The organism is Pseudomonas sp. lyk4-TYG-107 (assembly GCF_030209055.1).
GTDB lineage: Bacteria > Pseudomonadota > Gammaproteobacteria > Pseudomonadales > Pseudomonadaceae > Aquipseudomonas > Aquipseudomonas putida_A.
This window is the reverse complement of record NZ_JARVST010000001.1, coordinates 181532-202723: the sequence shown is the minus strand read 5'-3', so window position 1 is coordinate 202723 and position 21192 is coordinate 181532. Positions and strand designations below refer to the sequence as shown.

Below are 21192 nucleotides of genomic sequence, written 5' to 3'. Positions count from 1 at the left end.
TTTCAGGCCTTGAGCGGCGGGCTGACCGGGTCTGTCGTCGGTTCGCTTTCAGGTGCCTTGAGCTGTCCCTCCCAGCGCGCGATGACCAGCGGTGCCAGTGCATTGCCCAACACATTGAGCGCGGTGACCGGCATGTCCATCAAGCGGTAGACGCCGGCGATGATTGCCACGCCTTCCACTGGCAAACCGGCGGTGGTCAGGGTCGCTGTGAGTATGATGAACATGAAACCCGGCACTCCCGCCGCGCCCTTTGACGTCAACACCATGATCAGCACCAGCATGGCCTGATCCGCCAGACCCAGATCAATCCCGTACGCCTGGGCGATAAACAGCGTGCCCAGTCCCGCGAACAGCGAGGCGCCATCAAGGTTGAACGAGTACCCCAGTGGAATGACCATGCTGGTGATCGGGCGCGGAGCGCCATACTTCTCCATTTTCTCGATCAGTTGTGGCATCACTGTGGCCGACGCAGCACTGCTGTAAGCCAGGATCAATTCACTGCGTATTTCCCGAATCAGGTGGAAAAAGCGAATGCCGGCCATCCGCGCCACCAGCCCCAGCACGCCCAACGCGAAGAGCAACACCGCGACGTAAGTGATGCCGATCAGCTTCGCCAGCGGCAGTAATGCACTAAGGCCGAAGCTGGCCACGGTGACCCCGATCAGGCCGAAGATGCCGATGGGTGAATAGTGCATGACCAGGTGCGTGACCTTGAACATGGTGTCCGATACCGCCTGAATCACGGCGATCAATGGCGCCTTCTGCGGCTCGGGCAGCATCGACAGGGCACAGCCGAACAGGATCGCGAAAAACAGCACGGAGAGCAGCTTGCCCTGAGACATTGCCAGGACGATGTTGTCCGGCACGATGTTCACCAGGGTTCGGCCCAGGTTCTGTGTGTCCCCCGTATTCGCCAGACCAATGGCCGGTGATTGCAGGGTGCTGCTGAAGTCCGCGCCGGCGCCGGGCTGAAAAACATTGCCGACGATCAGTCCGAAGACGATGGCAATGCTGGTGATGGTAAAGAAATAAACCAGCGTCTTTATCCCGACCCGGCCCAATGCCCTGGTGCTGCCTGCCCCGGCGATGCCGACGACCATGCACGCAAAGACCAACGGTACGACGATCATTTTCATCAGCCTGATGAACAGATCACCGGCCGGTTGCAGCAGATTGTCGATGAACCAGATCTTGTGTTCGGGAAACTGGTTGAGAAGGATGCCGACGATTATTCCGGCTGCCAGCCCGAGCATGATGCGGGTGACCAGACTGGTGGGTTTCCTGGTAGTCATGATGTGCCCCTTTTGTTGTTGTGTTTGTTGGGGTGAAGCTCAGTGTGCGAAGAGACCGTCGAAGTCCTTGAAACCCTTGACCTCGATCGGATTGCCGCTGGGATCGAGAAAGAACATTGTGCGCTGCTCGCCGGGTTCGCCGGCGAAGCGGATCACCGGAGGGATTTCAAACGTTGTGCCGAGGCGGCTCAAACGATCGGCCAGCTCCAGCCACTCCTCCAGCGGCAGGACGACGCCAATGTGCGGCATCAATACTTTGTGATCGCCAACCTGGCCGGTACGGGTCGTGGTGAAGGGCGTGCCCACATGAAGCGAGAGCTGATTGCCGAAAAAGTCGAAGTCGACCCATGTCTCGGTACTGCGGCCTTCGGTGCAGCCCAACACATCTCGATAAAAAGTCCGCGCCTGTTCCAGGTCGCAAACATGGTATGCAGCGTGAAAAGGTCTGTTCATGCGATGTCCCCAAGTGAAGGAGCGCTCAGGGTAAACAGACCGTGCGGCGGGGCATAACGACTTCGCCTTGTTCTGAGCGAAAGGAAAACTTATGGATGTACGGTTTCTGAAAAGTCTGGTGGCGGTGGTCGAGACCGGTTCGATTGCGGCAGCGGCACGGCGCGAGAGTCGCACTGCGGCGGCTATCAGTCAGCGCGTCCAGGCGCTCGAGAGGTTGCTGGGTTGCACGTTACTGCTGCGTACCGCGCACGCTGCCCGGCCCTCGGACCAGTGCCTGCTGATTCTGCCGAAGATCAGGGCGATCATCGAATTGGCCCAGGATCTACAGAGCGATCTGCATCCCGATGGGGTGGCCGGTGAACTGACAATCGGTGCAATTTCCACAGCGCTGACCGGCGTGTTACCCACCTTGATCGAACGATTGGCGCTTACAGCACCTGATTTGAAGCTGAAGATCACCCCGGGTGACTCGAAAAGTCTTTACGAGAAGGTGCTTGCAGGGGAGTTGGACGCAGCGATTCTGGTCAGGCCTCCATTCCAGCCGCCCAAGGCATTGGCACTGGTCGTACTCAAGGTAGAGCCGCTGATTCTGGTGGCTCCAGCCGCGTACGCCGGGCAGTCGCTGGAAACGCTGTTGCGCGTTCATCCGTTCATTCGTTATGACGCACGCTCGTGGGGTGGGCAGATTGCTCAGCGCTACCTCGATGAACACGCCATCGAGCCCAACGTGCTGTGCGAACTGGATGCGCTGGAAACGATCGTCATGCTGGTCGCGCAGGGGATGGGGGTATCGCTGGTGCCGCAGTGGGCCGGGATGAGGCTGGAAGGGATGTACGTGTTACCGGTCGAGGACGGGCAGCGTCATGCGCGCGAGTTGGTGGTGATGCATGGCTCGACGCCGCATCGCCCATTGGCGATGCGGCATCTGCTTGATTTGCTGTGCGCGCCGTCGTGAAGGGCTTCACGACGGCGCTGCGGTGATACATCAGTGTGCGGGTTCAGCCACGGTCGTCGGCTCGTCACGGGTGGCGTGCTTGACCAGCTTGCCGATGGTCAGACCCTGCAACAGGATCGACGACAACACCACGATATAGGTGATGCTCAGCAGCAAATCGCGCTCCGGGCCCAGCGGCAGGGCCAGCGCCAGTGCCACCGAGACGCCGCCGCGCAAACCGCCCCAGGTCAGAATGCGGATGGTGCCGCGCGGCACTGTGCGCCAGCGCCGCAGCAGGACAATGGCCGGGGCCACGGTGAGCAGGCGCGACAGCAGGATCGCCAGCGCCAGCAAACTGGCCGCCGCCACGTGCGCCCAGTTGAACGGCAGCAACAACAGCTCCATGCCGATCAGCGCGAACAGCAGGGCGTTGAGCATGTCATCGAGCAGCTCCCAGAAGCCGTCGAGGTACTTGCGGGTCATGTCGTTCATCGCCAGGTTGCGCCCCAGGTTGCCGATGATCAGACCGGCGACCACCATCGCAATCGGTGCCGAGACGTGCAGCTCGGTGGCCATCGCCGAACCGCCGATCACCAGCGCCAGGGTCAGCATCACCGTGATCTGATGCTGCTGGACGCTCTTGATCATCCGGTACACCCCATAACCGATCAGCCCGCCGAACAGCACACCGCCAATGGCTTCGTGCACGAACAGCATGGCCGTGGCGCTGAGGGTCGGCGTCTCGCCCAATTGGGCGATGCCCAGCAGTACGGTGAACACCACAACGGCAGTGCCGTCGTTGAACAGCGACTCGCCGACGATGGTGGTTTTCAGCGGTTTCGAAGCATTGGCGGTACGCAGTACGCCGAGCACTGCGATCGGGTCTGTAGGCGAAATCAGCGCGCCGAACAGCAGGCAGTAGAGGAAGCTCACGTGCCAGCCGAACAGGGCAAAGATGTAAAAAGCGAGGCTGCCGATCACGACGGTGGCAATCAGCACGCCGAAAGTGGCCAACAGGCCGATGGGCCAGCGATAGCTGCGCAGGTCGTTGAGGTTGACGTGCAGGGCGCCGGCGAACAGCAGGAACGACAGCATCCAGTTCATCAGCAGATCGCCGAAGTCGATCTGGCCGATCAGTTGCTGCACGCGTTCTTCGAGGCCGGGATAGCCGAGCACGCTCAGGCCTTGCAGCAACAGGGAGAACATCAGCGCGGTGACCATCACGCCGATAGTCGGCGGCAGGCCGATGAAGCGGTAATTGACGAAGGTGAGAAGGGTGGTGAGGCAGATAAAAGCGGCGACAAGTTCTAGCATCCGGGCTCCATTGGATGGGGGTGGAAAGACAGCGCCCCGATTCTTCGGTGCAAAGGTTGGATGGGCTGTTTCGGGGTGGGGACACAATCATGCCCCCTCGGTTGGTCAGCCGCAGACATTGGTGTAGGGTCAACAAAAAAATCAAGGAGTGGGACGTGGCGGCGACAGTTCTGGTGTTAATGGCGGCGCTGTTGCACGCGACGTGGAATACCCTGATCAAGTTCAGTGCCGAACGGTTGCTGGTGGTGGCGTGCATGGACACGGTGGCGCTGCTGTTCGTGGCGCTGGCATTTCCATTCATCAGCCTGCCGCCGACGGAAGTCTGGCCGTGGATTCTGGCTTCTGCGGCATTCGAACTGCTGTATCGCTATCTGCTGATTCAAGCTTATCGGGTCGGCGACCTCGGGCTGGTCTACCCGCTGATGCGTGGCTTGTCGCCGTTGGTGGTGCTGGCGCTGACCCTGATCTTCGCCGGCGAAGTGCTCACTGCGCAGCAGATCTTCGGGATCATGCTGATTCCGCTGGGCATGGCCTGCCTGCTCTGGCAGGGCGGTGGTGGCAAACATCTCCCTTGGTCGATGCTACCGGTGGTGGCGCTGATCGGCTTGTGCATCGGTTGCTACACCTACATCGATGGTCAGGCCTTGCGGCGCTGGTCGCATCCACTGGATTACCTGGTCTGGGTCACGCTGTTCAGCGCCTGGCCGTTTCCGTTGCTGGCGTGGGTGGCGAAACGCCCGGCGTTTATGGTGTTCTGGCGCGAGCAATGGAAGCTGGGCCTGGCGGTCGGGTTCTGCGTGTTGTTCAGCTACGCTCTGGTGCTGTGGGCGATGCAGTTGGGCTCGATTGCCGAGGCGGCGGCCTTGCGTGAGATCAGCGTGATCCTGGTGGTGCTGTTCGGCATGCGCTACCTGAAAGAACCTTTCGGCAGGCCGCGGCTCTTAGCCTGTGGGCTGGTATTGATCGGCATGCTGGTGATGAAGTTCTGACTGCCCGCAACTCTCTATCACTCGAAGAAGGACGGCGTTATGACGGTGGCTCTGTGGTGTGTATTGATCGCGATTTTCCTGCCGTATGTGTGCACGATTGTGGCCAAGGTCTCGGGCGGTTTCAGGCTCAGTGACAATCATGATCCTCGGGATTTTCTCGATAGCGTGGGCGGTGTCGCCCGACGGGCGCATGCGGCGCAGTTGAACAGCTTCGAGGTGATGCCGGCATTTGCTGCCGCAGTGATTGTTGCCCATCTGGTGGGCACGGCGCAGCTGGTGACAGTGAATGTGCTGGCGGTGCTGTTTATCACCAGTCGCCTGCTGTACATCATCTGCTACCTGGCGGATTGGGCGATCTTGCGGTCGCTGGTGTGGTTTGTCGGGATGGGGTTGATTGCTGCGTTCTTCTTTGTGTCGGTCTGAATCTCGGGTGTTGCAGCTGGCCTCTTCGCGAGCAAGCCCGCTCCCACAGGTATCAATGGCGAGCACAAATCCTGTGTACACCAAAGAACCCTGTGGGAGCGGGCTTGCCCGCGAAGGCGGTAGCTCTGGCGCCGAGGCGCTTAAGGCTTGTCCTTAACCGTATCGGCCACCTGCGGTACTTGCGGCAACGCCGCACCCTTAGGCCAGAGCATCCAGATCTGCCCCTGCTGCTTCATGTCCCCGGCCAGTTGCCCGGCAGCATCGCCGGTGCCCCAGAACAGATCCGCACGCACCTCGCCGGCAATCGCGCCACCGGTGTCCTGCGCCGCGACCGGGCGAACCAAAGCGCTGCCGTCCGGACGGGTGGTCGACAGCCACAGCAGGCTGCCCAACGGAATCACCTTGCGATCCACCGCTGCGCTGTAGCCGGCGGTCAGCGGCACATTGAGCGAGCCGCGTGGGCCTTCGTTGCTGTCCGGGTTGCGAGTGAAAAACACGTAGCTCGGGTTGCTGCCCAGCAGTTCCGGAATGCGCGACGGATTGGCCTTGGCCCAGTTGCTGATCGCGCTCATGGTCACGTCTTCTTTCTTCAGCTCGCCTTGCTCGACCAGCCAGCGACCAATCGGTCGATACGGGTGGCCGTTCTGGTCGGCGTAGGCGATGCGCAGTTGTTTGCCATCCGGCGTCTGAATCCGCCCGGAACCCTGGATCTGCAAAAACTGCAGGTTCATTGGATCGGTCAGGTACGCCACTACCGGCGCTTTGACGCCTTTGGACTCGATGGTCGCCGCGTCGTCATACGGCTTGAGCACTCGGCCTTCGAGACGGCCACGCAGGCGCTTGCCCTTCAGTTCCGGGTAAATGCTGTCCAGCGAGACGATGATCATGTCTTCCGGCACGCCGTACACCGGCACGTTCGCCACCTCGGTGGGCGTCAGGCTGCCGGGGTAGACCGGTTCGTAGTAACCGGTGATCAGACCGTTGGGGTTGTCATGCTCGGCGCGCAGTCCGAACACGTCGAGGTTCTGCTTGAGGAACGCGCGAATCTCGTTGGCGCTTTGCGGCACGTTGGCGGCTGCCGCGCAGGTGCCGCCCCAGACCGGATCAGCCTTGAGTCGGGTGCAGGCGCTGCGCCATGAACCGAAACCGGCGACCAGATCGCTGTCGGACACCGCCGGCAAGGCTTCCCAAGTGGCGCTGGAATAAGTGGCCAAGGCATGGGTTTTCGGTTTGGCAGTGTCGCCACCGGTGCAGCCGGCAAGGATTGCCAGCAGTGGCAGGGTTGCGATCAGTGGGTGACGCCAGGCCTTGAAACGGCTGTTCATGGAGTGATTCCTGTGCCGGTTGCCCAAGTGCTCCATGCGCTCCGGCAACCCGTATTTTTAATAGGGCTATTGGTGTTTGTCGGCGACGCGAGGATACTGGCCGCCGAATTCCGTGACCTGAAGCCACCATGACTCTTAAAAGAATTTCTGTTGTATTGCTGGCCTGTCTGACCTTGTCCGCCTGTGGCGGCGTCGATCCGAATTCTCCACTGGGGCAACGCAAGGCGATCTTCAAACAAATGCTCAAGACCGGCGAAGACCTGGGTGGCATGTTGCGCGGACGCATTCCTTTCGACGGGCCGAAATTCGCCGAAGGCGCGGTGAAGCTCGATGCGTTGTCGCATGAACCGTGGAAGCATTTCCCGCAGGTTCGTGAAGAAGATCACACCAGCGCCAAGGATGATGTCTGGCTGCGTCAGGCCCGCTTTCAGGAATTGGCCCGTAACCTTGAGGCGGCCACCGGTGAACTGGTAATCGCCAGCAAGGTTCAGCCGTACAAGGCCAGTAACCTCGGGCCTGCGGTGCAGAAGGTTGAGGATGCCTGCAGCGCTTGCCATAAAGAGTTTCGCGATCATTGATTTCTGTTGTTTGAGCTGACGCCTTCGCGAGCAAGCCCGCTCCCACACTGGATCTGTGTCGTTCACAAATCAAATGTGGGAGCGGGCTTGCTCGCGAAGAGGGCATCAAACTCCCCGCATTAACGGTTACTTGTCGATCTGGTCCAGCGCATCCTGCAGTTCCTTGCGCGACTCGGCGAGCTTGTCCTTGCGCTTGTTGATCTTCTCCGGATCGCCTTTCTTCATCGCCTTGTCGAGATCCGCCTGACGCTTGCTCACTTCGTGCTTGGCTTCCAGCACCTTGTTTTCGCGTTCTTTCTTCAGGCCGGCATCGGTGCAGTTCTTCGTCACTTCATCCAGAGCGGTTTGCAGACCGGCCTGCTGATCGGTGTTGCCCCGGGATTTCGCCTGCTCGAGCTGATTGATGATGCCCTGCTTCTTCGCGGCGCAACCGGTCAGGCCCGGTGCATCTTCGTCAGCCATCACAGGCGCGGCCAGGACGCCACAGAGAGTCAGCAAGGCAAGGGGTGCAAGAAATTTCATAAAAGCTCCATGTGCAAAGGCAGTCGGGTCGGGGGCACTGCGCTGTTTGAGCGTCTGACGGCCCTTGGGTTCCCGGCTGCCGGGGATTGCGTGATCAGAAACCGTCGATTCCGGCGGCGCGTAATGTGTCACTCAAGGCCAGCACCTGCGGGTCGCGGAAGAATGCGCTCAATTGCGCCGCGCGGCCCGGGCCGATTCCGGCTTCTGCCTGCCATTGTTCGGTGTCGCGTTGTGCCAACGCCTGCCACGAGTCGGCCAGTTGTGCCTGCCCCGTCGGCGGTAAACCCAATGCTTTGAGCCACTGCGTGAACGGCCGTTGGCGGGCGCTGTGAAAACTGTTGATCAGACGTGCGCTGCTGCGTTCGCCGAAGCCGGCAATGTTAGCAAGCTCTGGCTCGTCGAGGGTCAACCAATCCAGCAGGTTGTTCAGGCGGCCTGTTTCCAGAAGTTTCTCCCAGGTGCCGCGCCCGACATTCTGCAGCGCCAGCCCCTGCTTGCCACTGAGCCAGGTCAGGCGCGCGAGAAACTGGCTTTCGCAACCGGGTGTCGGTTGCCAGCAGCTCAAGGCGTGGAAGTCGCGCGTGTCGGGAATGTCGAGGGCGGCCCGTTCGGTGGTGCGCAACACCACACTGTCGAGTCGTGGAATCGTCAACCCGGCCAGGCTGATTGCCACTTGATCGCCGGGGCGGATATCCAGCGTCTGCCAGCGCTTGAGTGAACCGGCACTGACGCGTCTGATCTCGCGGTCATCGAGCATCACCGGCGACAACTCCAATACCGGCGTGATGCGTCCGCTGCGGCCGACTTTGAAATTCACTTTGCGCACTTCGGCCAGCGCTCGGGCAAACGGGTATTTCCAGGCGATAGCCCAGTAGGGCGCGCTCGCCTGCCAGCGCTCAGCCGGTGGGCGCTGGCTCTGGCGCAAGACAATGCCGTCGGTGGCGAAGGGCAGGGGCGATCGATACCAGTGCTCGCGCCATTTTTGCGCGTCGGCAAGGTTGGCGATGACCTGACTGAATGGCGCTGTCGTGGCGAAGCCCAACGTCGCTAGCGTCGCTATTCTTTCAGGCAGATTCGCCGGACCCTGCGGCCAGTCCCAGACGAACAGACCGATCCCGGACGCCTGTTCTGCGCTCAAGGTTTTACGGCTCATCAGCCCGGCAACGGTGGCGCGGGCGTTGACGCTGCCGGCGCTGGCTTGCACATGCTGATTCAGGCGCCGGTAGAGCTCGCCCTGCACCAGCAGGTCCAGCGGTTGGGTCAGTTGTTGCGGAATGGCAGCGATCTTTTGCGCCGACGCTGTCCAGTCCTGACCACTGACCCCGTCGCCGCGACTGATCGCTTGCTGCAACAGGCCCCGGCGGTAAATCAGTGTCACTGCGACGCCATCGACCTTGGGTTGTGCCCAGACATCCTGCCGATCCTTTAACCATGCTTGAACGGCGGCGGCTTGGTGAAGCTTGTCCAGACCGGTGTGGGCGATTGGATGCGCGACGGAGCCAGACGCGCTGCGCAACGGTTCGGGCGCTGCGGGCTGCTGGAAGCACTGGCGCCATTCGATGAGCCGCACGCGCGATTGATCGTAGAGTTCGTCGGCAATCAGCGAGCGGCCTTCGCGGTGGTAGGCGTCGTCCCATTGGTCGATCTGCTGTTGCAGAGCCGAAATTTCAACTTGCGCTTTGCCGAATGGCCAGTCGGGGCAGGCTGCATGGGCGATCAGAGGGGTGAAACTCAGCAAAAGAACTGAAAACAGGCGCAGCGTGACAAGCATTTTGAGCGTCCTTGCTCAGGGGGAATGCTTTAAGGCTAGGCGAGGATTCAAAGAGGCACCGGGTGGGTGTTTTGCATCGTGTTTCCGTGCCCAAACAGGGGGCGCATGGGCCGGCCTCTTCGCGGGCAAGCCCGCTCCCACAGTGTTCTTTATTGATATTGGAAGGGTATTTCAGGCATGAAAAAGCCCCGCACGGCGTGAACCGTGCGGGGCTTTTTTTGCAGCCGGGGAGGGCTTACAGACCAGCAGCGGAACGCAGAGCGTCGGCGCGGTCGGTTTTTTCCCAGGTGAAGGTGGTGAAGGTGTCTTCGCCAACCGTCTTGGTCTGCGGAGCACGACCGAAGTGGCCGTAGGCTGCAGTTTCCTGGTACATCGGGTGCAGCAGATCGAGCATGGTGGTGATTGCGTATGGACGCAGGTCGAACACTTCACGCACCAGCTTGATGATCTTGTCATCGCTGATCTTGCCGGTACCGAAGGTGTTCAGCGAGATCGAAGTCGGCTGAGCGACACCGATGGCGTAGGACACCTGGATCTCGCAACGCTCGGCCAGGCCGGCAGCGACGATGTTCTTGGCAACATAACGGCCAGCGTAGGCAGCCGAACGGTCAACCTTCGATGGATCTTTACCGGAGAACGCGCCACCGCCGTGACGGGCCATGCCGCCGTAGCTGTCGACGATGATCTTGCGACCGGTCAGACCGCAGTCACCTACCGGGCCGCCAATGATGAACTGGCCGGTCGGGTTGATGTGGAACTGGGTGTCTTTGCTCAGCAGTTCTGCAGGCAGCACGTGCTTGACGATCAGCTCCATCACGCCTTCGCGCAGGTCTTTGTAGGACACTTCAGGGTTGTGCTGGGTCGACAGAACAACGGCGTCGATACCGACAACCTTGCCGCCTTCGTAACGGCACGTCACTTGCGACTTGGCGTCCGGACGCAGCCACGGCAGCAGACCCGATTTGCGGGCTTCGGCCTGGCGCTGCACCAGCTGGTGCGAGAAGGTGATCGGCGCTGGCATCAGCACGTCGGTTTCGTTGCTGGCGTAGCCGAACATCAGGCCCTGGTCGCCGGCGCCCTGATCTTCAGGCTTGGCACGGTCAACACCCTGGTTGATGTCAGGGGACTGCTTGCCGATGATGTTCATCACGCCGCAGGTCGCGCCGTCGAAGCCGACTTCGGAGCTGGTGTAGCCGATGTCGCAGATCACGTCACGAACGATCTGCTCCAGGTCGACCCAGGCGCTGGTGGTCACTTCACCGGCAACGATAGCCACGCCGGTCTTGACCAGGGTTTCCACGGCAACGCGTGCGTGTTTGTCCTGGGCGATAATGGCGTCCAGCACCGCATCGGAAATCTGGTCGGCGATTTTGTCCGGATGTCCTTCAGACACGGACTCGGAGGTGAAGAGGGAGTATTCGCTCATCTCGATGTTTTCCTGAATTTACCGATGGTGAGTGTCGCCAGCCGGTCGCTGAAAGTGGCGAACCTGGATCTGGAAACCATTACGTAAGCCTACATAGAGGCTGTCCCCGGGAACGAGTCCCGCAGCGGTGGCCCAACGGGCCAAATCGTCCTGTTCAAACCCCAACCACAGATCACCGCAGGCCTCCCTGGCCCAACTCTGGTTGTGGCTACATAACTCTGTCACGAGCAGGCTACCGCCCGGTTGCAGCAGGCCGGCCATGTGCTTGAGCGCTTCGGCCGGCGCGGCGAAATGGTGCAACACCATGTTCAGTACCACGCAATCGGCCTGAAGGCTGGTGCCATTCAATGCATCGGCCAATTGCAGGCTGACGTTAGCCAGCCGTTCACGTTCACATACCTGACGCGCCAGTTCGAGCATCGCCGGGCTGTTGTCCAGCGCGGTTACGGTGCCGAAGCGGCGGGCCAGTTCCGGCAGGAAAGCACCATCGCCGGGGCCGACTTCAATGGCCGTGGCAGCACCATTGAAGTTCAGTTTGTCGAGCAGGGCCAGCACACTGTCACGGTACTGCGGCAGGCCTGCGATCAAGTCTTGCTGGGCGCGGAATTTCTCCGCAACCCGGGTGAAAAAGTCCTGACTGGCGGCTTCGCGTTGTCCGTGGACCTGGGCGATGCGTGCCTGCACGTCGTCCGGCAGCGCCAGATTGTCGACTTCTTCTAACAATGCGGCGTGCAACTTGCCGCCCAGCAATTCGGTGTGGGGCAGGGCGCGGCGATAGAAAATCGCGTTGCCTTCGCGGCGTGTCGCCACCAGGTCGGCCTGGGCCAGCACCTTGAGGTGGTGGCTCATGCCGGACTGACCGATGCCGAAAATCTGCGCCAGCTCCAGTACGCCGAACGAGTCGTTGGCCAGCGCGCGCAATACATTCAGGCGCAGCGGATCGCCACCGGCCTTGCACAGGGCCGCCAGCTCGTCGCAATCGTCATGGCGAATGGAAGGCACGCGTAAGTTCATAGGGCCAGCAGTCTAGTGACGGTGGGAAATCGCTGCAAGGGCAATATCAAAAAGTTTTGATATTGCTCGATAGATGGCACTTCTCACTGGCTGGTTAACTCTACAAACGAACAGCGGAAAGGTTTCACCAGACGAAACCGCCGTCCAGCACGGGAAAAACGCCCTCGGATGACTATCTGTCATTGCCCCGAGGCGCTCCGGTGAGGGAAAATGCCCTCCTTTTTTCCGTTTCAATCTATTCACACCCAGGAGATCAGCGATGCCTAGCCGTCGTGAGCGTGCCAGCGCCATTCGTGCCCTCAGCATGGATGCCGTGCAAAAAGCCAACAGCGGCCATCCCGGTGCCCCTATGGGTATGGCAGATATCGCCGAAGTACTTTGGCGCGACTACCTCAAGCACAACCCGAGCAATCCATCGTTCGCCGACCGTGACCGCTTCGTGCTGTCCAACGGCCACGGCTCGATGTTGATCTACTCGCTGCTGCACCTGACCGGTTACGACCTGTCGATCGACGACCTCAAGCAGTTCCGTCAACTGCACAGCCGCACCCCAGGTCACCCGGAATTCGGTTACACCCCGGGCGTCGAGACCACCACCGGCCCGCTGGGTCAGGGTCTGGCCAACGCCGTCGGCTTCGCCCTGGCTGAAAAAGTCCTGGGCGCGCAGTTCAACCGTCCTGGCCACAACATCGTTGATCACCACACCTACGTGTTCCTCGGTGATGGCTGCATGATGGAAGGCATTTCCCACGAAGTCGCTTCCCTGGCCGGTACGCTGGGCCTGGGCAAGCTGATCGCCTTCTACGATGACAACGGCATCTCCATCGACGGTGAAGTCGAAGGCTGGTTCACCGATGACACCCCGAAGCGTTTCGAATCCTACAACTGGCAGGTGATCCGCAACGTCGACGGTCACGATCCGGAAGAGATCAAGACCGCCATCGAAACCGCGCGCAAGAGCCCGCTGCCGACCCTGATCTGCTGCAAGACCACCATCGGTTTCGGTTCGCCGAACAAGCAGGGCAAGGAAGACTGCCACGGCGCCCCACTGGGTGACGCGGAAATCGCTCTGACCCGCCAGGCGCTGAACTGGAACTACGGCCCGTTCGAAATCCCTGCAGACATTTATGCCGAGTGGGATGCCAAGGAAAAAGGTCGCGCTGCCGAAGCCGAGTGGGATCAGCGTTTCGCTGCCTACTCCGCGGCGTTCCCGACCGAAGCCAACGAGCTGATCCGTCGTCTGAGCGGCGAACTGCCGGCTGACTTCGCGGAAAAAGCCTCGGCCTACATTGCTGAAGTGGCGGCCAAAGGCGAAACCATCGCCAGCCGTAAAGCCAGCCAGAACACCCTGAACGCGTTCGGCCCGCTGCTGCCGGAACTGCTCGGCGGTTCGGCTGACCTGGCCGGTTCCAACCTGACCCTGTGGAAAGGTTGCAAAGGCGTCAGCGCTGAAGACGCCAGCGGCAACTACATGTACTACGGCGTGCGCGAATTTGGCATGACCGCGATCATGAACGGCGTGTCCCTGCACGGTGGCCTGGTGCCTTACGGCGCGACCTTCCTGATGTTCATGGAATATGCGCGCAACGCGGTGCGCATGTCGGCGCTGATGAAGAAGCGTGTGATCCACGTCTACACCCACGACTCCATCGGTCTGGGCGAAGACGGCCCGACGCACCAGCCGATCGAGCAACTGACCAGCCTGCGGACCACGCCGAACCTCGACACCTGGCGTCCAGCCGATGCCGTTGAATCGGCAGTGGCCTGGAAAAACGCGCTGGAGCGTAAGGACGGCCCTTCGGCGCTGATCTTCTCGCGTCAGAACCTGCAGCACCAGGAACGCGATGCCGGTCAGATCGCCGACATCAGCCGCGGTGGTTACGTGTTGAAGGACTGCGCAGGCGAGCCTGAGCTGATCCTGATTTCCACCGGTTCGGAAGTCGGTCTGGCCGTTCAGGCCTACGACAAGCTGACCGAGCAAGGCCGCAAGGTGCGCGTGGTTTCCATGCCTTGCACCAGCGTGTTCGATGCGCAGGACGCCGGCTACAAGCAATCGGTTCTGCCGCTGCAGGTCAGCGCACGTATTGCGATCGAAGCGGCTCACGCCGACTTCTGGTTCAAGTACGTGGGTCTGGAAGGTCGCGTGATCGGCATGACCACTTACGGCGAATCGGCTCCGGCTTCGGCACTGTTCGAAGAGTTCGGCTTCACCCTGGAAAACATCCTGGGTCAGGCTGAAGAGCTGCTGGAAGACTGATCTGGAAAAGATGTCGTCTGAGCTGACGCCTTCGCGAGCAGGCTCGCTCCCACATTGGAATGTATTTCCCTGTGGGAGCGAGCCTGCTCGCGAAGGCGTTGGTTCAGGCAACATCGCACTACCCGATTCAACACGGTAATCGAGAACCCCATGCCTCAACCGCGTCCCTACAAAGTTGCACTCAACGGCTACGGCCGGATTGGTCGTTGCGTCTTGCGTGCGTTGTTCGAGCGTGGCGAGAAGGCCGGGTTTGAAATTGTCGCGATCAACGATCTGGCGGACATGGCCAGCATCGAATACCTGACACGCTTCGACTCCACCCACGGCCGCTTTCCCGGCGAAGTGCGAGTAGACGGCGATTGTCTGCATATTAATGGCGACTGCGTGAAGGTCCTGCGCAGTGCCACCCCCGAAGGCATCGACTGGGCGGCGCTGGGCGTCGACCTGGTGCTGGAGTGCTCCGGCGCCTACCACACCCGCGAAGACGGCCAGCGTTTCCTCGACGCCGGCGCGCCACGCGTGCTGTTCTCGCAACCGATGGCCAGCGAGGCGGATGTCGACGCCACCATTGTCTTCGGCGTCAATCAGGATTGCCTGACTGGCGATGAACTGCTGGTGTCCAACGCCTCCTGCACCACCAACTGCGGTGTGCCGCTGTTGCGTCTGCTGGACAAGGCGATCGGCCTGGATTACGTGTCGATCACCACGATTCACTCGGCGATGAACGATCAGCCGGTGATCGACGCCTATCACCACGAAGACCTGCGCCGCACCCGTTCGGCGTTTCAGTCGGTGATCCCGGTGTCCACTGGTCTGGCACGTGGCATCGAGCGTCTGCTGCCGGAACTTGCCGGGCGAATTCAGGCCAAAGCCGTACGCGTGCCGACGGTCAACGTGTCCTGCCTCGACATCACGATGCAGACCGCCACCGCGACCGATGCCAACGAGGTCAACCGGATCCTGCGCGAGGCCGCCACCAACGGCCCGCTCAAAGGCCTGTTGGCCTATACCGAGTTGCCGCACGCCAGTTGTGATTTCAACCATGACCCACATTCGGCCATCGTCGATGCCAGTCAGACCCGTGTTTCCGGCCCCAAACTGGTGAACATCCTGGCCTGGTTCGACAACGAATGGGGTTTTGCCAACCGAATGCTGGACGTTGCAGACCACTATCTGCAAACAGCGATTTCAAAAAAACCTGCTCTCTAAGAACAGCTACTCAGGAAGTGCGACCCATGACCGTGTTGAAGATGTCCGACCTCGATCTGCAAGGTAAGCGCGTATTGATTCGCGAAGACCTCAACGTCCCAGTCAAGGACGGTGTTGTCACCAGCGATGCGCGTATCCTGGCTTCGCTGCCGACCATCAAGCTGGCCCTGGAAAAAGGTGCGGCGGTGATGGTGTGCTCACACCTGGGCCGTCCGACCGAAGGCGAGTTCTCCGCCGAGAACAGCCTCAAGCCAGTCGCTGACTACCTGAGCAAGGCCCTGGGCCGCGACGTGCCGCTGGTGGCCGATTACCTGGGCGGCGTTGACGTCAAGGCCGGCGACATCGTGCTGTTCGAAAACGTGCGCTTCAACAAGGGCGAGAAAAAGAACGCTGACGAGCTGGCCCAGCAATACGCCGCCCTGTGCGACGTGTTCGTGATGGACGCCTTCGGCACCGCGCACCGCGCAGAGGGTTCGACCCACGGCGTGGCCAAGTTCGCCAAAGTCGCCGCTGCCGGCCCGTTGCTGGCCGCTGAGCTGGACGCACTGGGCAAGGCACTGGGCGCACCGGCCAAGCCAATGGCTGCGATCGTTGCCGGCTCCAAGGTGTCGACCAAACTCGACGTACTCAACAGCCTGAGCCAGATCTGCGATCAGCTGATCGTCGGTGGCGGCATCGCCAACACTTTCCTGGCTGCCGCCGGTCACCCGGTCGGCAAGTCGCTGTACGAGCCGGACCTGCTGGACACCGCGCGCGCCATCGCCGCCAAGGTCAGCGTACCGCTGCCGGTGGACGTGGTGGTTGCCAAGGAGTTCGCGGAAAGCGCCGAAGCCACCGTCAAGCTGATCGCTGACGTTGCCGCTGACGACATGATTCTGGACATCGGCCCGCAAACCGCGGCCAACTTCGCCGAACTGCTGAAATCGTCGAAAACCATTCTGTGGAACGGCCCGGTCGGCGTGTTTGAATTCGACCAGTTCGGCAACGGCACCAAGGTGCTGGCCCAGGCCATCGCTGACAGCGCCGCGTTCTCCATCGCCGGCGGTGGCGACACCCTGGCGGCCATCGATAAATATGGCGTGGCCGAGCAAATCTCCTACATTTCCACCGGTGGCGGCGCGTTCCTCGAATTCGTCGAAGGCAAGGTGCTGCCGGCCGTTGAAGTCCTGGAAAGTCGGGCCAAGGCCTGAGGCCGCCCGTTTGGCCAGGCAAAGGAGTGTTCAGATGGTCAAGTCGTTAGCGCTGTTGTTGCTGACCGGTACGCTGGCGGCCTGCGGGAGTAACCCGAAGGCCGAGGCGACGCCTGCGCCGAATGCGGCACAGAAAGGCTGCTATCAGGCCGACTGGCAGGCCGAAACCAACCCGGTGCTGAACAAGCGCTCGGGGCCGGACGGTCTGGACAAATACGAGACGCAAACCCCGGCCAAGGAACATGGTTGTCCTTGACCGGTCTGACTCTTTAACTCAGGGCTGGCGGCGTTGGCTGTCAGTCGAGGAACACGGATGAAAGGCTTGATCGCCATTGCGGCGTTGGCATTGTTGGGCGGTTGCGCGCAGTTGAACCTGTTTCAGTCGTCCGCACCTGCGGACAGCTGGACCACCTGGACCTGCGACAGCCAGGCCAAAGTGCTATGGCGCTACGCCAATGCCGGCCAGAAGGAAGTCGATGTTCGGCTGGGTGGCGGTGATCAGGTCTATCGCCTGAAAGAAGAGCCGGGCGCCTCGGGCGTGCTGTACAGCGACGGCATGCTGGCGTTTCACGTCAAGGGTGACGAAGGCCTGGTGTACTGGGTCGCCACCAATGACCTGATTGGCCGCGGCTGCAAAGCCGAGTAATTGAAGCACTGCGATTCTAATGTGGGAGCGAGCCTGCTCGCGAAAGCGGTTTGACAGGCATTGCATCAGTGACTGCGAGATTGCTTTCGCGAGCAGGCTCGCTCCTACAGGGGATCTGTGCAGTTCTCAGGATTTTGCTTTATCGAATCACCAGACCGGGCTTCGACCCCCGATCTGCAATCACTTGAATAGCCGCCGCCGCTCCGGCAGGCTGGCACGATTAACGACCCTCAACCGGGAGAGACACACACAATGGCACTTATCAGCATGCGCCAGATGCTGGACCACGCAGCCGAGTTCGGCTACGGCGTTCCAGCCTTCAACGTCAACAACCTTGAGCAGATGCGCGCCATCATGGAAGCCGCTGACAAGACTGACTCCCCGGTGATCGTCCAGGCTTCGGCCGGCGCTCGCAAATACGCCGGCGCGCCGTTCCTGCGTCACCTGATCCTGGCCGCGATCGAAGAATTCCCGCACATCCCGGTGTGCATGCACCAGGACCACGGCACCAGCCCTGACGTCTGCCAGCGCTCCATTCAACTGGGCTTCAGCTCGGTGATGATGGACGGCTCCCTGGGCGAAGACGGCAAGACCCCGACCGACTACGAATACAACGTCCGCGTTACCCAACAAACCGTCGCCATGGCTCACGCCTGCGGCGTTTCGGTAGAAGGCGAGCTGGGCTGCCTGGGTTCGCTGGAAACCGGTATGGCCGGTGAAGAAGACGGCATCGGCGCCGAAGGCGTTCTGGATCACAGCCAGATGCTGACCGACCCGGAAGAAGCCGCTGACTTCGTCAAGAAGACCCAGGTGGATGCCCTGGCCATCGCCATCGGCACCAGCCACGGCGCCTACAAGTTCACCAAGCCACCTACCGGCGACGTGCTGGCGATCGACCGCATCAAGGAAATCCACAAGCGCATCCCGAACACCCACTTGGTGATGCACGGTTCCTCGTCCGTGCCACAAGAGTGGCTGGCGATCATTAACCAGTACGGCGGCGACATCAAAGAAACCTACGGCGTACCGGTTGAAGAAATCGTCGAAGGCATCAAGTACGGCGTGCGCAAGGTCAACATCGACACCGACCTGCGCCTGGCATCCACCGGTGCGATGCGTCGCCTGATGGCCACCAACCCGAGCGAATTCGACCCACGTAAATTCTTCGGCGCAACCGTGACTGCGATGCGTGATGTGTGTATCGCTCGTTATGAAGCGTTCGGTACTGCCGGTAATGCTTCGAAGATCAAGCCGATCTCGTTGGAAGCGATGTTCCAGCGTTATCTGAAGGGTGAGTTGAACGCTAAGGTGAACTAAGCCTGAACGTTAAGCTGCGCTGATAAAAAACCCGCCGAGAGGCGGGTTTTTTGTGGGTGGTAATTTTTTCGCGTAGCGACACTGTTCATGAGGAGTGCCTGATAAGTTGATCTAACTGAGTTCTGCTTATTTCCAATAGATCTCAATGACTGTCAGATCTGACAGTAGGCAATCTCAAGCGATACTCACAAGATAAGACTCCACCTCGTAATGGAGTACACAGCAATGACTACAAAGGACGTTAACCCCAAAGGCCCGGCCCCGGCTACCCAGCCAGTTGAGCCAAAAACGGAAGACCTCAAAAACTCCAAGGGGCCAGCTCCTTTCACACGCCCTAAGCAACCAGAGTAAGCCCCCTGGCTTTAAAATCCACAGACATGTGACTTCTTTTTTACTTCGTGATGGATTGAGGCAATAGCTGTCCATATAAGAAACCCGCCGAGAGGCGGGTTTTTTATGGGTGAGTGATTGGTAAGTCGCACGTCCGGGTTGTCCAGTGGTTTCTTTGTTAAAGGCGGATTTGTTATTTCAAAGGGATATAAGTACCTGTCAGATATTACAGGTGTGCGGAAATATGGAGCCGCCTACTATCGGGTTTCACTTGTCCCTCGGAAAGATAGAAATGAAAAACGAAAAAGAAATAAAAGGTGACGCTGGCGTTGACGACTCCTTATTTGGTTCTATGAAAATCACCTACAAGCATCAAAAATATGGTGAGCATTCGATGAAATTTATAGATTATGGTTTTTTATATAAGGGGGAAAAGTCTTTTCAACTTTCTCCAAAGTACCGAGAGTTTGAAGGTCACAAGTATTATTTGTCATTGTCCTTTAAGGCAGGCCTTGATGTTCAAAAGAATTATGAGCTAGGTGGAAAAGATGCACCCGTTCGCGCGCACTTGGAGATTGATGATATAAAAGGTGATCAGTACGCTAGCGGTAAGTTCAATTTGTCAAGAAGTGGCGAATATCCGGAGGGAACCTTTGATATCTCTGAAGAAGGCGTCTTTTCAGCAGTAGGTAAATTTGAGTACAAGAAGTGGCCTTAGTTGATACCGGTTAAAGCTGTACCGACGGTCTGCTGGTTTATTAAGCTTTGCATTGTCCGATAGTTGAGGGCTGTAAGTTCTATTTATCGTGATAAATATCCAGCTTGGTAAACGCAGGAAGCGGGGGCGGATCTGTTTGAGTCGCCAGCACTCGTATAGTTGATGTCGGTAGTATGGAAAGTTAGGGCTTTGCTTGGTTTTTGTAGTTCAAGGCCAGCTACCAAATGCGAACGGATATAAGCGCCTGTCAGATATTACAGGTGTACTGCCGCTGGTAGGTGATTATTCTTCCGTTTTACTTACTTTTCGGATGAAAAATATGAGCACTAATAAAAGCATCAAAATAGAAATTCCTGAATTCATGGAGGTTACATTCAAGCATGAAGGTCATGATGAGCAAAAATTTGAGGGCGGAGGCCACCTAACCCACAGGGATGGGTTTTTTTATATTAATACGAAGCAAAGGGAGCTAGGTGGACATAGTTATTATATGAACCTTAAATTCAGAGATAATCTTGCGGTTGACGTGTACACGCTGGACGGAAAAGATGAGCCCGTGAGAGGGCATTTAGAATTTGATGGCATTGAAAATGATAAGTATGCAAGCGGTATGTTGAGATTGACACAGGTAAGCCCGTATCCTGTAGGCGAGTTCGACCTCGTTGAAGGAAAGTTGTCAGCTAAGGGGACGTTTACGTTCAGGCGTTAGTTTTTGATACTGGCCTTAAGTAATACGGCAGACTCTTGGAGTCTGCCGGTTTATTGATCTTTGCATTGTCCGATGGTTGAGCGATGTTAGTACTATTTATCGTGATCAATATCCAGCTTGGTAAACGTCACCTGCCCACCCTCACTGGTATACCCGGTGTTGTCCTGCACATACACCCCAGCCTTGAAGTACAGCGGCTTGTTGCGCCACGTCGCGCTGATTTGTGAATCCCACTGATAACCCGCTGCGCTCACACCCAGTGCACCGCCGGGGCTGAGGTGGATCAGGTAGTTGAATTCGCGGTCGAGTTTGATGCCGGTGGCGAGGGTGATGACGCGGCTTTCGTCGTCATCGGGGTGCATGCGCACCTTGATCACCAGGTTGCCGGTTTCGGTCTTGGTCTTGTACTGGTATTCGAGCTTGACCATCGGCTTCTGGCTTTCATACGCGTGGATCTGGCCGATGACGATCTTGCCCGAGCTGGGCACCTTGTTCACCGCGAGGGTTGCGCGCAAGGTGTTGTCGGCGTCCGGGTAATACCAGTTGCGCAGGGTGCCGTTGCTGAAGGTTTCGCGCAGTTCGGTGCGCGGGTAGATGGCGTTTTCGGTTTTTGACCCGGTCACCGGTGACCAGAAAAACAGGGTGCCGGTGTCGGAATGGAAGTACTGATCCTTGAAGCCATTCACCAGTTTGGAGGTTTCGACGGTGTACGGCGGACTGCCGACGGGAACGCTGAGGTTCCAGGTTGCGAGATCGATCATGTCGGTTTTCCACT

21 protein-coding genes are annotated in these 21192 nt (G+C 59.3%); 12 read left to right on the top strand and 9 right to left on the bottom strand.

The window, feature by feature from the left end; translation table 11 throughout:
- Nucleotides 1-2: 2 nt before the first annotated feature.
- Entirely contained in the window at nucleotides 3-1292 is a 1290-nt protein-coding gene (locus QRN61_RS00870; RefSeq protein ID WP_256578457.1) for a cation:dicarboxylate symporter family transporter, read from the bottom strand.
- A 39-nt stretch (nucleotides 1293-1331) separates the two neighbouring features.
- Nucleotides 1332-1745, bottom strand: coding sequence for a VOC family protein (locus tag QRN61_RS00865; RefSeq protein WP_027610613.1), 414 nt, complete (start codon nucleotides 1743-1745; stop codon nucleotides 1332-1334).
- A gap of 91 nt (nucleotides 1746-1836) precedes the next feature.
- Here QRN61_RS00865 and QRN61_RS00860 point away from each other — a divergent pair, with 91 nt between their 5' ends.
- On the top strand, nucleotides 1837-2700 hold the full coding sequence (locus tag QRN61_RS00860) for a LysR family transcriptional regulator (RefSeq protein ID WP_285373017.1): 864 nt from the start codon (nucleotides 1837-1839) through the stop codon (nucleotides 2698-2700).
- A 30-nt stretch (nucleotides 2701-2730) separates the two neighbouring features.
- Here the strand turns inward: QRN61_RS00860 and QRN61_RS00855 are convergent, their stop codons facing one another.
- Nucleotides 2731-3993, bottom strand: coding sequence for a cation:proton antiporter (locus QRN61_RS00855; protein ID WP_027610615.1), 1263 nt, complete (start codon nucleotides 3991-3993; stop codon nucleotides 2731-2733).
- 155 nt (nucleotides 3994-4148) lie between these two features.
- Here QRN61_RS00855 and QRN61_RS00850 point away from each other — a divergent pair, with 155 nt between their 5' ends.
- Together QRN61_RS00850 and QRN61_RS00845 are read left to right on the top strand one after the other, a co-directional pair.
- Nucleotides 4149-4982, top strand: a complete 834-nt coding sequence (locus QRN61_RS00850) for an EamA family transporter (protein WP_285373014.1) — start codon at nucleotides 4149-4151, stop codon at nucleotides 4980-4982.
- Nucleotides 4983-5021: 39 nt separating this feature from the next.
- Nucleotides 5022-5405, top strand: coding sequence for an MAPEG family protein (locus QRN61_RS00845; protein ID WP_027610617.1), 384 nt, complete (start codon nucleotides 5022-5024; stop codon nucleotides 5403-5405).
- Nucleotides 5406-5545: 140 nt separating this feature from the next.
- On the opposite strand, the gene mltA is transcribed toward QRN61_RS00845, so the two are convergent.
- Nucleotides 5546-6730: a murein transglycosylase A gene (mltA, locus tag QRN61_RS00840; protein ID WP_027610618.1), complete on the bottom strand. Its 1185-nt coding sequence runs from the start codon at nucleotides 6728-6730 to the stop codon at nucleotides 5546-5548.
- A gap of 128 nt (nucleotides 6731-6858) precedes the next feature.
- Between mltA and QRN61_RS00835 the strand changes: the two genes are divergently transcribed.
- On the top strand, nucleotides 6859-7308 hold the full coding sequence (locus QRN61_RS00835; RefSeq protein ID WP_027610619.1) for a c-type cytochrome: 450 nt from the start codon (nucleotides 6859-6861) through the stop codon (nucleotides 7306-7308).
- 126 nt (nucleotides 7309-7434) lie between these two features.
- Here the strand turns inward: QRN61_RS00835 and QRN61_RS00830 are convergent, their stop codons facing one another.
- From QRN61_RS00830 to QRN61_RS00815, 4 genes are all read right to left on the bottom strand, one after another.
- A complete protein-coding gene (locus tag QRN61_RS00830) occupies nucleotides 7435-7830 on the bottom strand; it encodes a DUF1090 domain-containing protein (RefSeq protein ID WP_007961884.1) in 396 nt (131 codons plus the stop codon).
- A 94-nt stretch (nucleotides 7831-7924) separates the two neighbouring features.
- Complete coding sequence (gene ligB, locus QRN61_RS00825) at nucleotides 7925-9601, bottom strand: NAD-dependent DNA ligase LigB (protein WP_285373012.1); 1677 nt, start codon at nucleotides 9599-9601, stop codon at nucleotides 7925-7927.
- Between the two features lie 235 nt (nucleotides 9602-9836).
- Nucleotides 9837-11027 (bottom strand): methionine adenosyltransferase, encoded by a 1191-nt coding sequence (gene metK, locus QRN61_RS00820; protein WP_003229025.1) that lies wholly within the window; start codon nucleotides 11025-11027, stop codon nucleotides 9837-9839.
- 18 nt (nucleotides 11028-11045) lie between these two features.
- Complete coding sequence (locus QRN61_RS00815; RefSeq protein ID WP_027610622.1) at nucleotides 11046-12041, bottom strand: ArsR/SmtB family transcription factor; 996 nt, start codon at nucleotides 12039-12041, stop codon at nucleotides 11046-11048.
- A 259-nt stretch (nucleotides 12042-12300) separates the two neighbouring features.
- Between QRN61_RS00815 and tkt the strand changes: the two genes are divergently transcribed.
- The 8 genes from tkt (at nucleotide 12301) to QRN61_RS00775 (ending at nucleotide 20417) form a co-directional block, all read left to right on the top strand.
- Complete coding sequence (gene tkt, locus QRN61_RS00810) at nucleotides 12301-14298, top strand: transketolase (RefSeq protein ID WP_285373011.1); 1998 nt, start codon at nucleotides 12301-12303, stop codon at nucleotides 14296-14298.
- Nucleotides 14299-14448: 150 nt separating this feature from the next.
- Nucleotides 14449-15507, top strand: coding sequence for an erythrose-4-phosphate dehydrogenase (gene epd, locus QRN61_RS00805; RefSeq protein ID WP_027610624.1), 1059 nt, complete (start codon nucleotides 14449-14451; stop codon nucleotides 15505-15507).
- A 26-nt stretch (nucleotides 15508-15533) separates the two neighbouring features.
- Entirely contained in the window at nucleotides 15534-16697 is a 1164-nt protein-coding gene (locus QRN61_RS00800) for a phosphoglycerate kinase (RefSeq protein WP_027610625.1), read from the top strand.
- A gap of 34 nt (nucleotides 16698-16731) precedes the next feature.
- Nucleotides 16732-16953: a hypothetical protein gene (locus QRN61_RS00795; RefSeq protein WP_115988725.1), complete on the top strand. Its 222-nt coding sequence runs from the start codon at nucleotides 16732-16734 to the stop codon at nucleotides 16951-16953.
- Nucleotides 16954-17010: 57 nt separating this feature from the next.
- Nucleotides 17011-17343 carry an MliC family protein gene (locus tag QRN61_RS00790; protein WP_098966020.1) on the top strand — a complete coding sequence of 111 codons (333 nt, stop codon included), beginning with the start codon at nucleotides 17011-17013 and terminating at the stop codon, nucleotides 17341-17343.
- A 252-nt stretch (nucleotides 17344-17595) separates the two neighbouring features.
- On the top strand, nucleotides 17596-18660 hold the full coding sequence (gene fba / locus QRN61_RS00785) for a class II fructose-bisphosphate aldolase (RefSeq protein ID WP_003229012.1): 1065 nt from the start codon (nucleotides 17596-17598) through the stop codon (nucleotides 18658-18660).
- 622 nt (nucleotides 18661-19282) lie between these two features.
- Nucleotides 19283-19708, top strand: coding sequence for a hypothetical protein (locus QRN61_RS00780; protein ID WP_183784874.1), 426 nt, complete (start codon nucleotides 19283-19285; stop codon nucleotides 19706-19708).
- A 319-nt stretch (nucleotides 19709-20027) separates the two neighbouring features.
- The gene (locus tag QRN61_RS00775) at nucleotides 20028-20417 is read left to right on the top strand and encodes a hypothetical protein (RefSeq protein ID WP_285373008.1); all 390 of its coding nucleotides are present in this window, start codon (nucleotides 20028-20030) and stop codon (nucleotides 20415-20417) included.
- Nucleotides 20418-20509: 92 nt separating this feature from the next.
- Here the strand turns inward: QRN61_RS00775 and QRN61_RS00770 are convergent, their stop codons facing one another.
- Complete coding sequence (locus tag QRN61_RS00770) at nucleotides 20510-21178, bottom strand: polysaccharide lyase family 7 protein (RefSeq protein ID WP_096795728.1); 669 nt, start codon at nucleotides 21176-21178, stop codon at nucleotides 20510-20512.
- Nucleotides 21179-21192: the final 14 nt, after the last annotated feature.

Excerpts from the sequence above, each read along its gene's own strand:
- ligB (WP_285373012.1), bottom strand. The coding sequence starts at position 9,601 with ATGCTTGTCACGCTGCGCCTGTTTTCAGTTCTTTTGCTGAGTTTCACC.
- metK (WP_003229025.1), bottom strand. The coding sequence starts at position 11,027 with ATGAGCGAATACTCCCTCTTCACCTCCGAGTCCGTGTCTGAAGGACAT.
- QRN61_RS00780 (WP_183784874.1), top strand. The coding sequence starts at position 19,283 with ATGAAAAACGAAAAAGAAATAAAAGGTGACGCTGGCGTTGACGACTCC.
- QRN61_RS00870 (WP_256578457.1), bottom strand. The coding sequence starts at position 1,292 with ATGACTACCAGGAAACCCACCAGTCTGGTCACCCGCATCATGCTCGGG.
- QRN61_RS00775 (WP_285373008.1), top strand. The coding sequence starts at position 20,028 with ATGAGCACTAATAAAAGCATCAAAATAGAAATTCCTGAATTCATGGAG.
- epd (WP_027610624.1), top strand. The coding sequence starts at position 14,449 with ATGCCTCAACCGCGTCCCTACAAAGTTGCACTCAACGGCTACGGCCGG.
- tkt (WP_285373011.1), top strand. The coding sequence starts at position 12,301 with ATGCCTAGCCGTCGTGAGCGTGCCAGCGCCATTCGTGCCCTCAGCATG.
- QRN61_RS00835 (WP_027610619.1), top strand. The coding sequence starts at position 6,859 with ATGACTCTTAAAAGAATTTCTGTTGTATTGCTGGCCTGTCTGACCTTG.
- QRN61_RS00865 (WP_027610613.1), bottom strand. The coding sequence starts at position 1,745 with ATGAACAGACCTTTTCACGCTGCATACCATGTTTGCGACCTGGAACAG.
- QRN61_RS00790 (WP_098966020.1), top strand. The coding sequence starts at position 17,011 with ATGAAAGGCTTGATCGCCATTGCGGCGTTGGCATTGTTGGGCGGTTGC.
- fba (WP_003229012.1), top strand. The coding sequence starts at position 17,596 with ATGGCACTTATCAGCATGCGCCAGATGCTGGACCACGCAGCCGAGTTC.
- QRN61_RS00800 (WP_027610625.1), top strand. The coding sequence starts at position 15,534 with ATGACCGTGTTGAAGATGTCCGACCTCGATCTGCAAGGTAAGCGCGTA.
- QRN61_RS00815 (WP_027610622.1), bottom strand. The coding sequence starts at position 12,041 with ATGAACTTACGCGTGCCTTCCATTCGCCATGACGATTGCGACGAGCTG.
- QRN61_RS00845 (WP_027610617.1), top strand. The coding sequence starts at position 5,022 with ATGACGGTGGCTCTGTGGTGTGTATTGATCGCGATTTTCCTGCCGTAT.
- QRN61_RS00770 (WP_096795728.1), bottom strand. The coding sequence starts at position 21,178 with ATGATCGATCTCGCAACCTGGAACCTCAGCGTTCCCGTCGGCAGTCCG.
- mltA (WP_027610618.1), bottom strand. The coding sequence starts at position 6,730 with ATGAACAGCCGTTTCAAGGCCTGGCGTCACCCACTGATCGCAACCCTG.
- QRN61_RS00855 (WP_027610615.1), bottom strand. The coding sequence starts at position 3,993 with ATGCTAGAACTTGTCGCCGCTTTTATCTGCCTCACCACCCTTCTCACC.
- QRN61_RS00830 (WP_007961884.1), bottom strand. The coding sequence starts at position 7,830 with ATGAAATTTCTTGCACCCCTTGCCTTGCTGACTCTCTGTGGCGTCCTG.
- QRN61_RS00795 (WP_115988725.1), top strand. The coding sequence starts at position 16,732 with ATGGTCAAGTCGTTAGCGCTGTTGTTGCTGACCGGTACGCTGGCGGCC.
- QRN61_RS00860 (WP_285373017.1), top strand. The coding sequence starts at position 1,837 with ATGGATGTACGGTTTCTGAAAAGTCTGGTGGCGGTGGTCGAGACCGGT.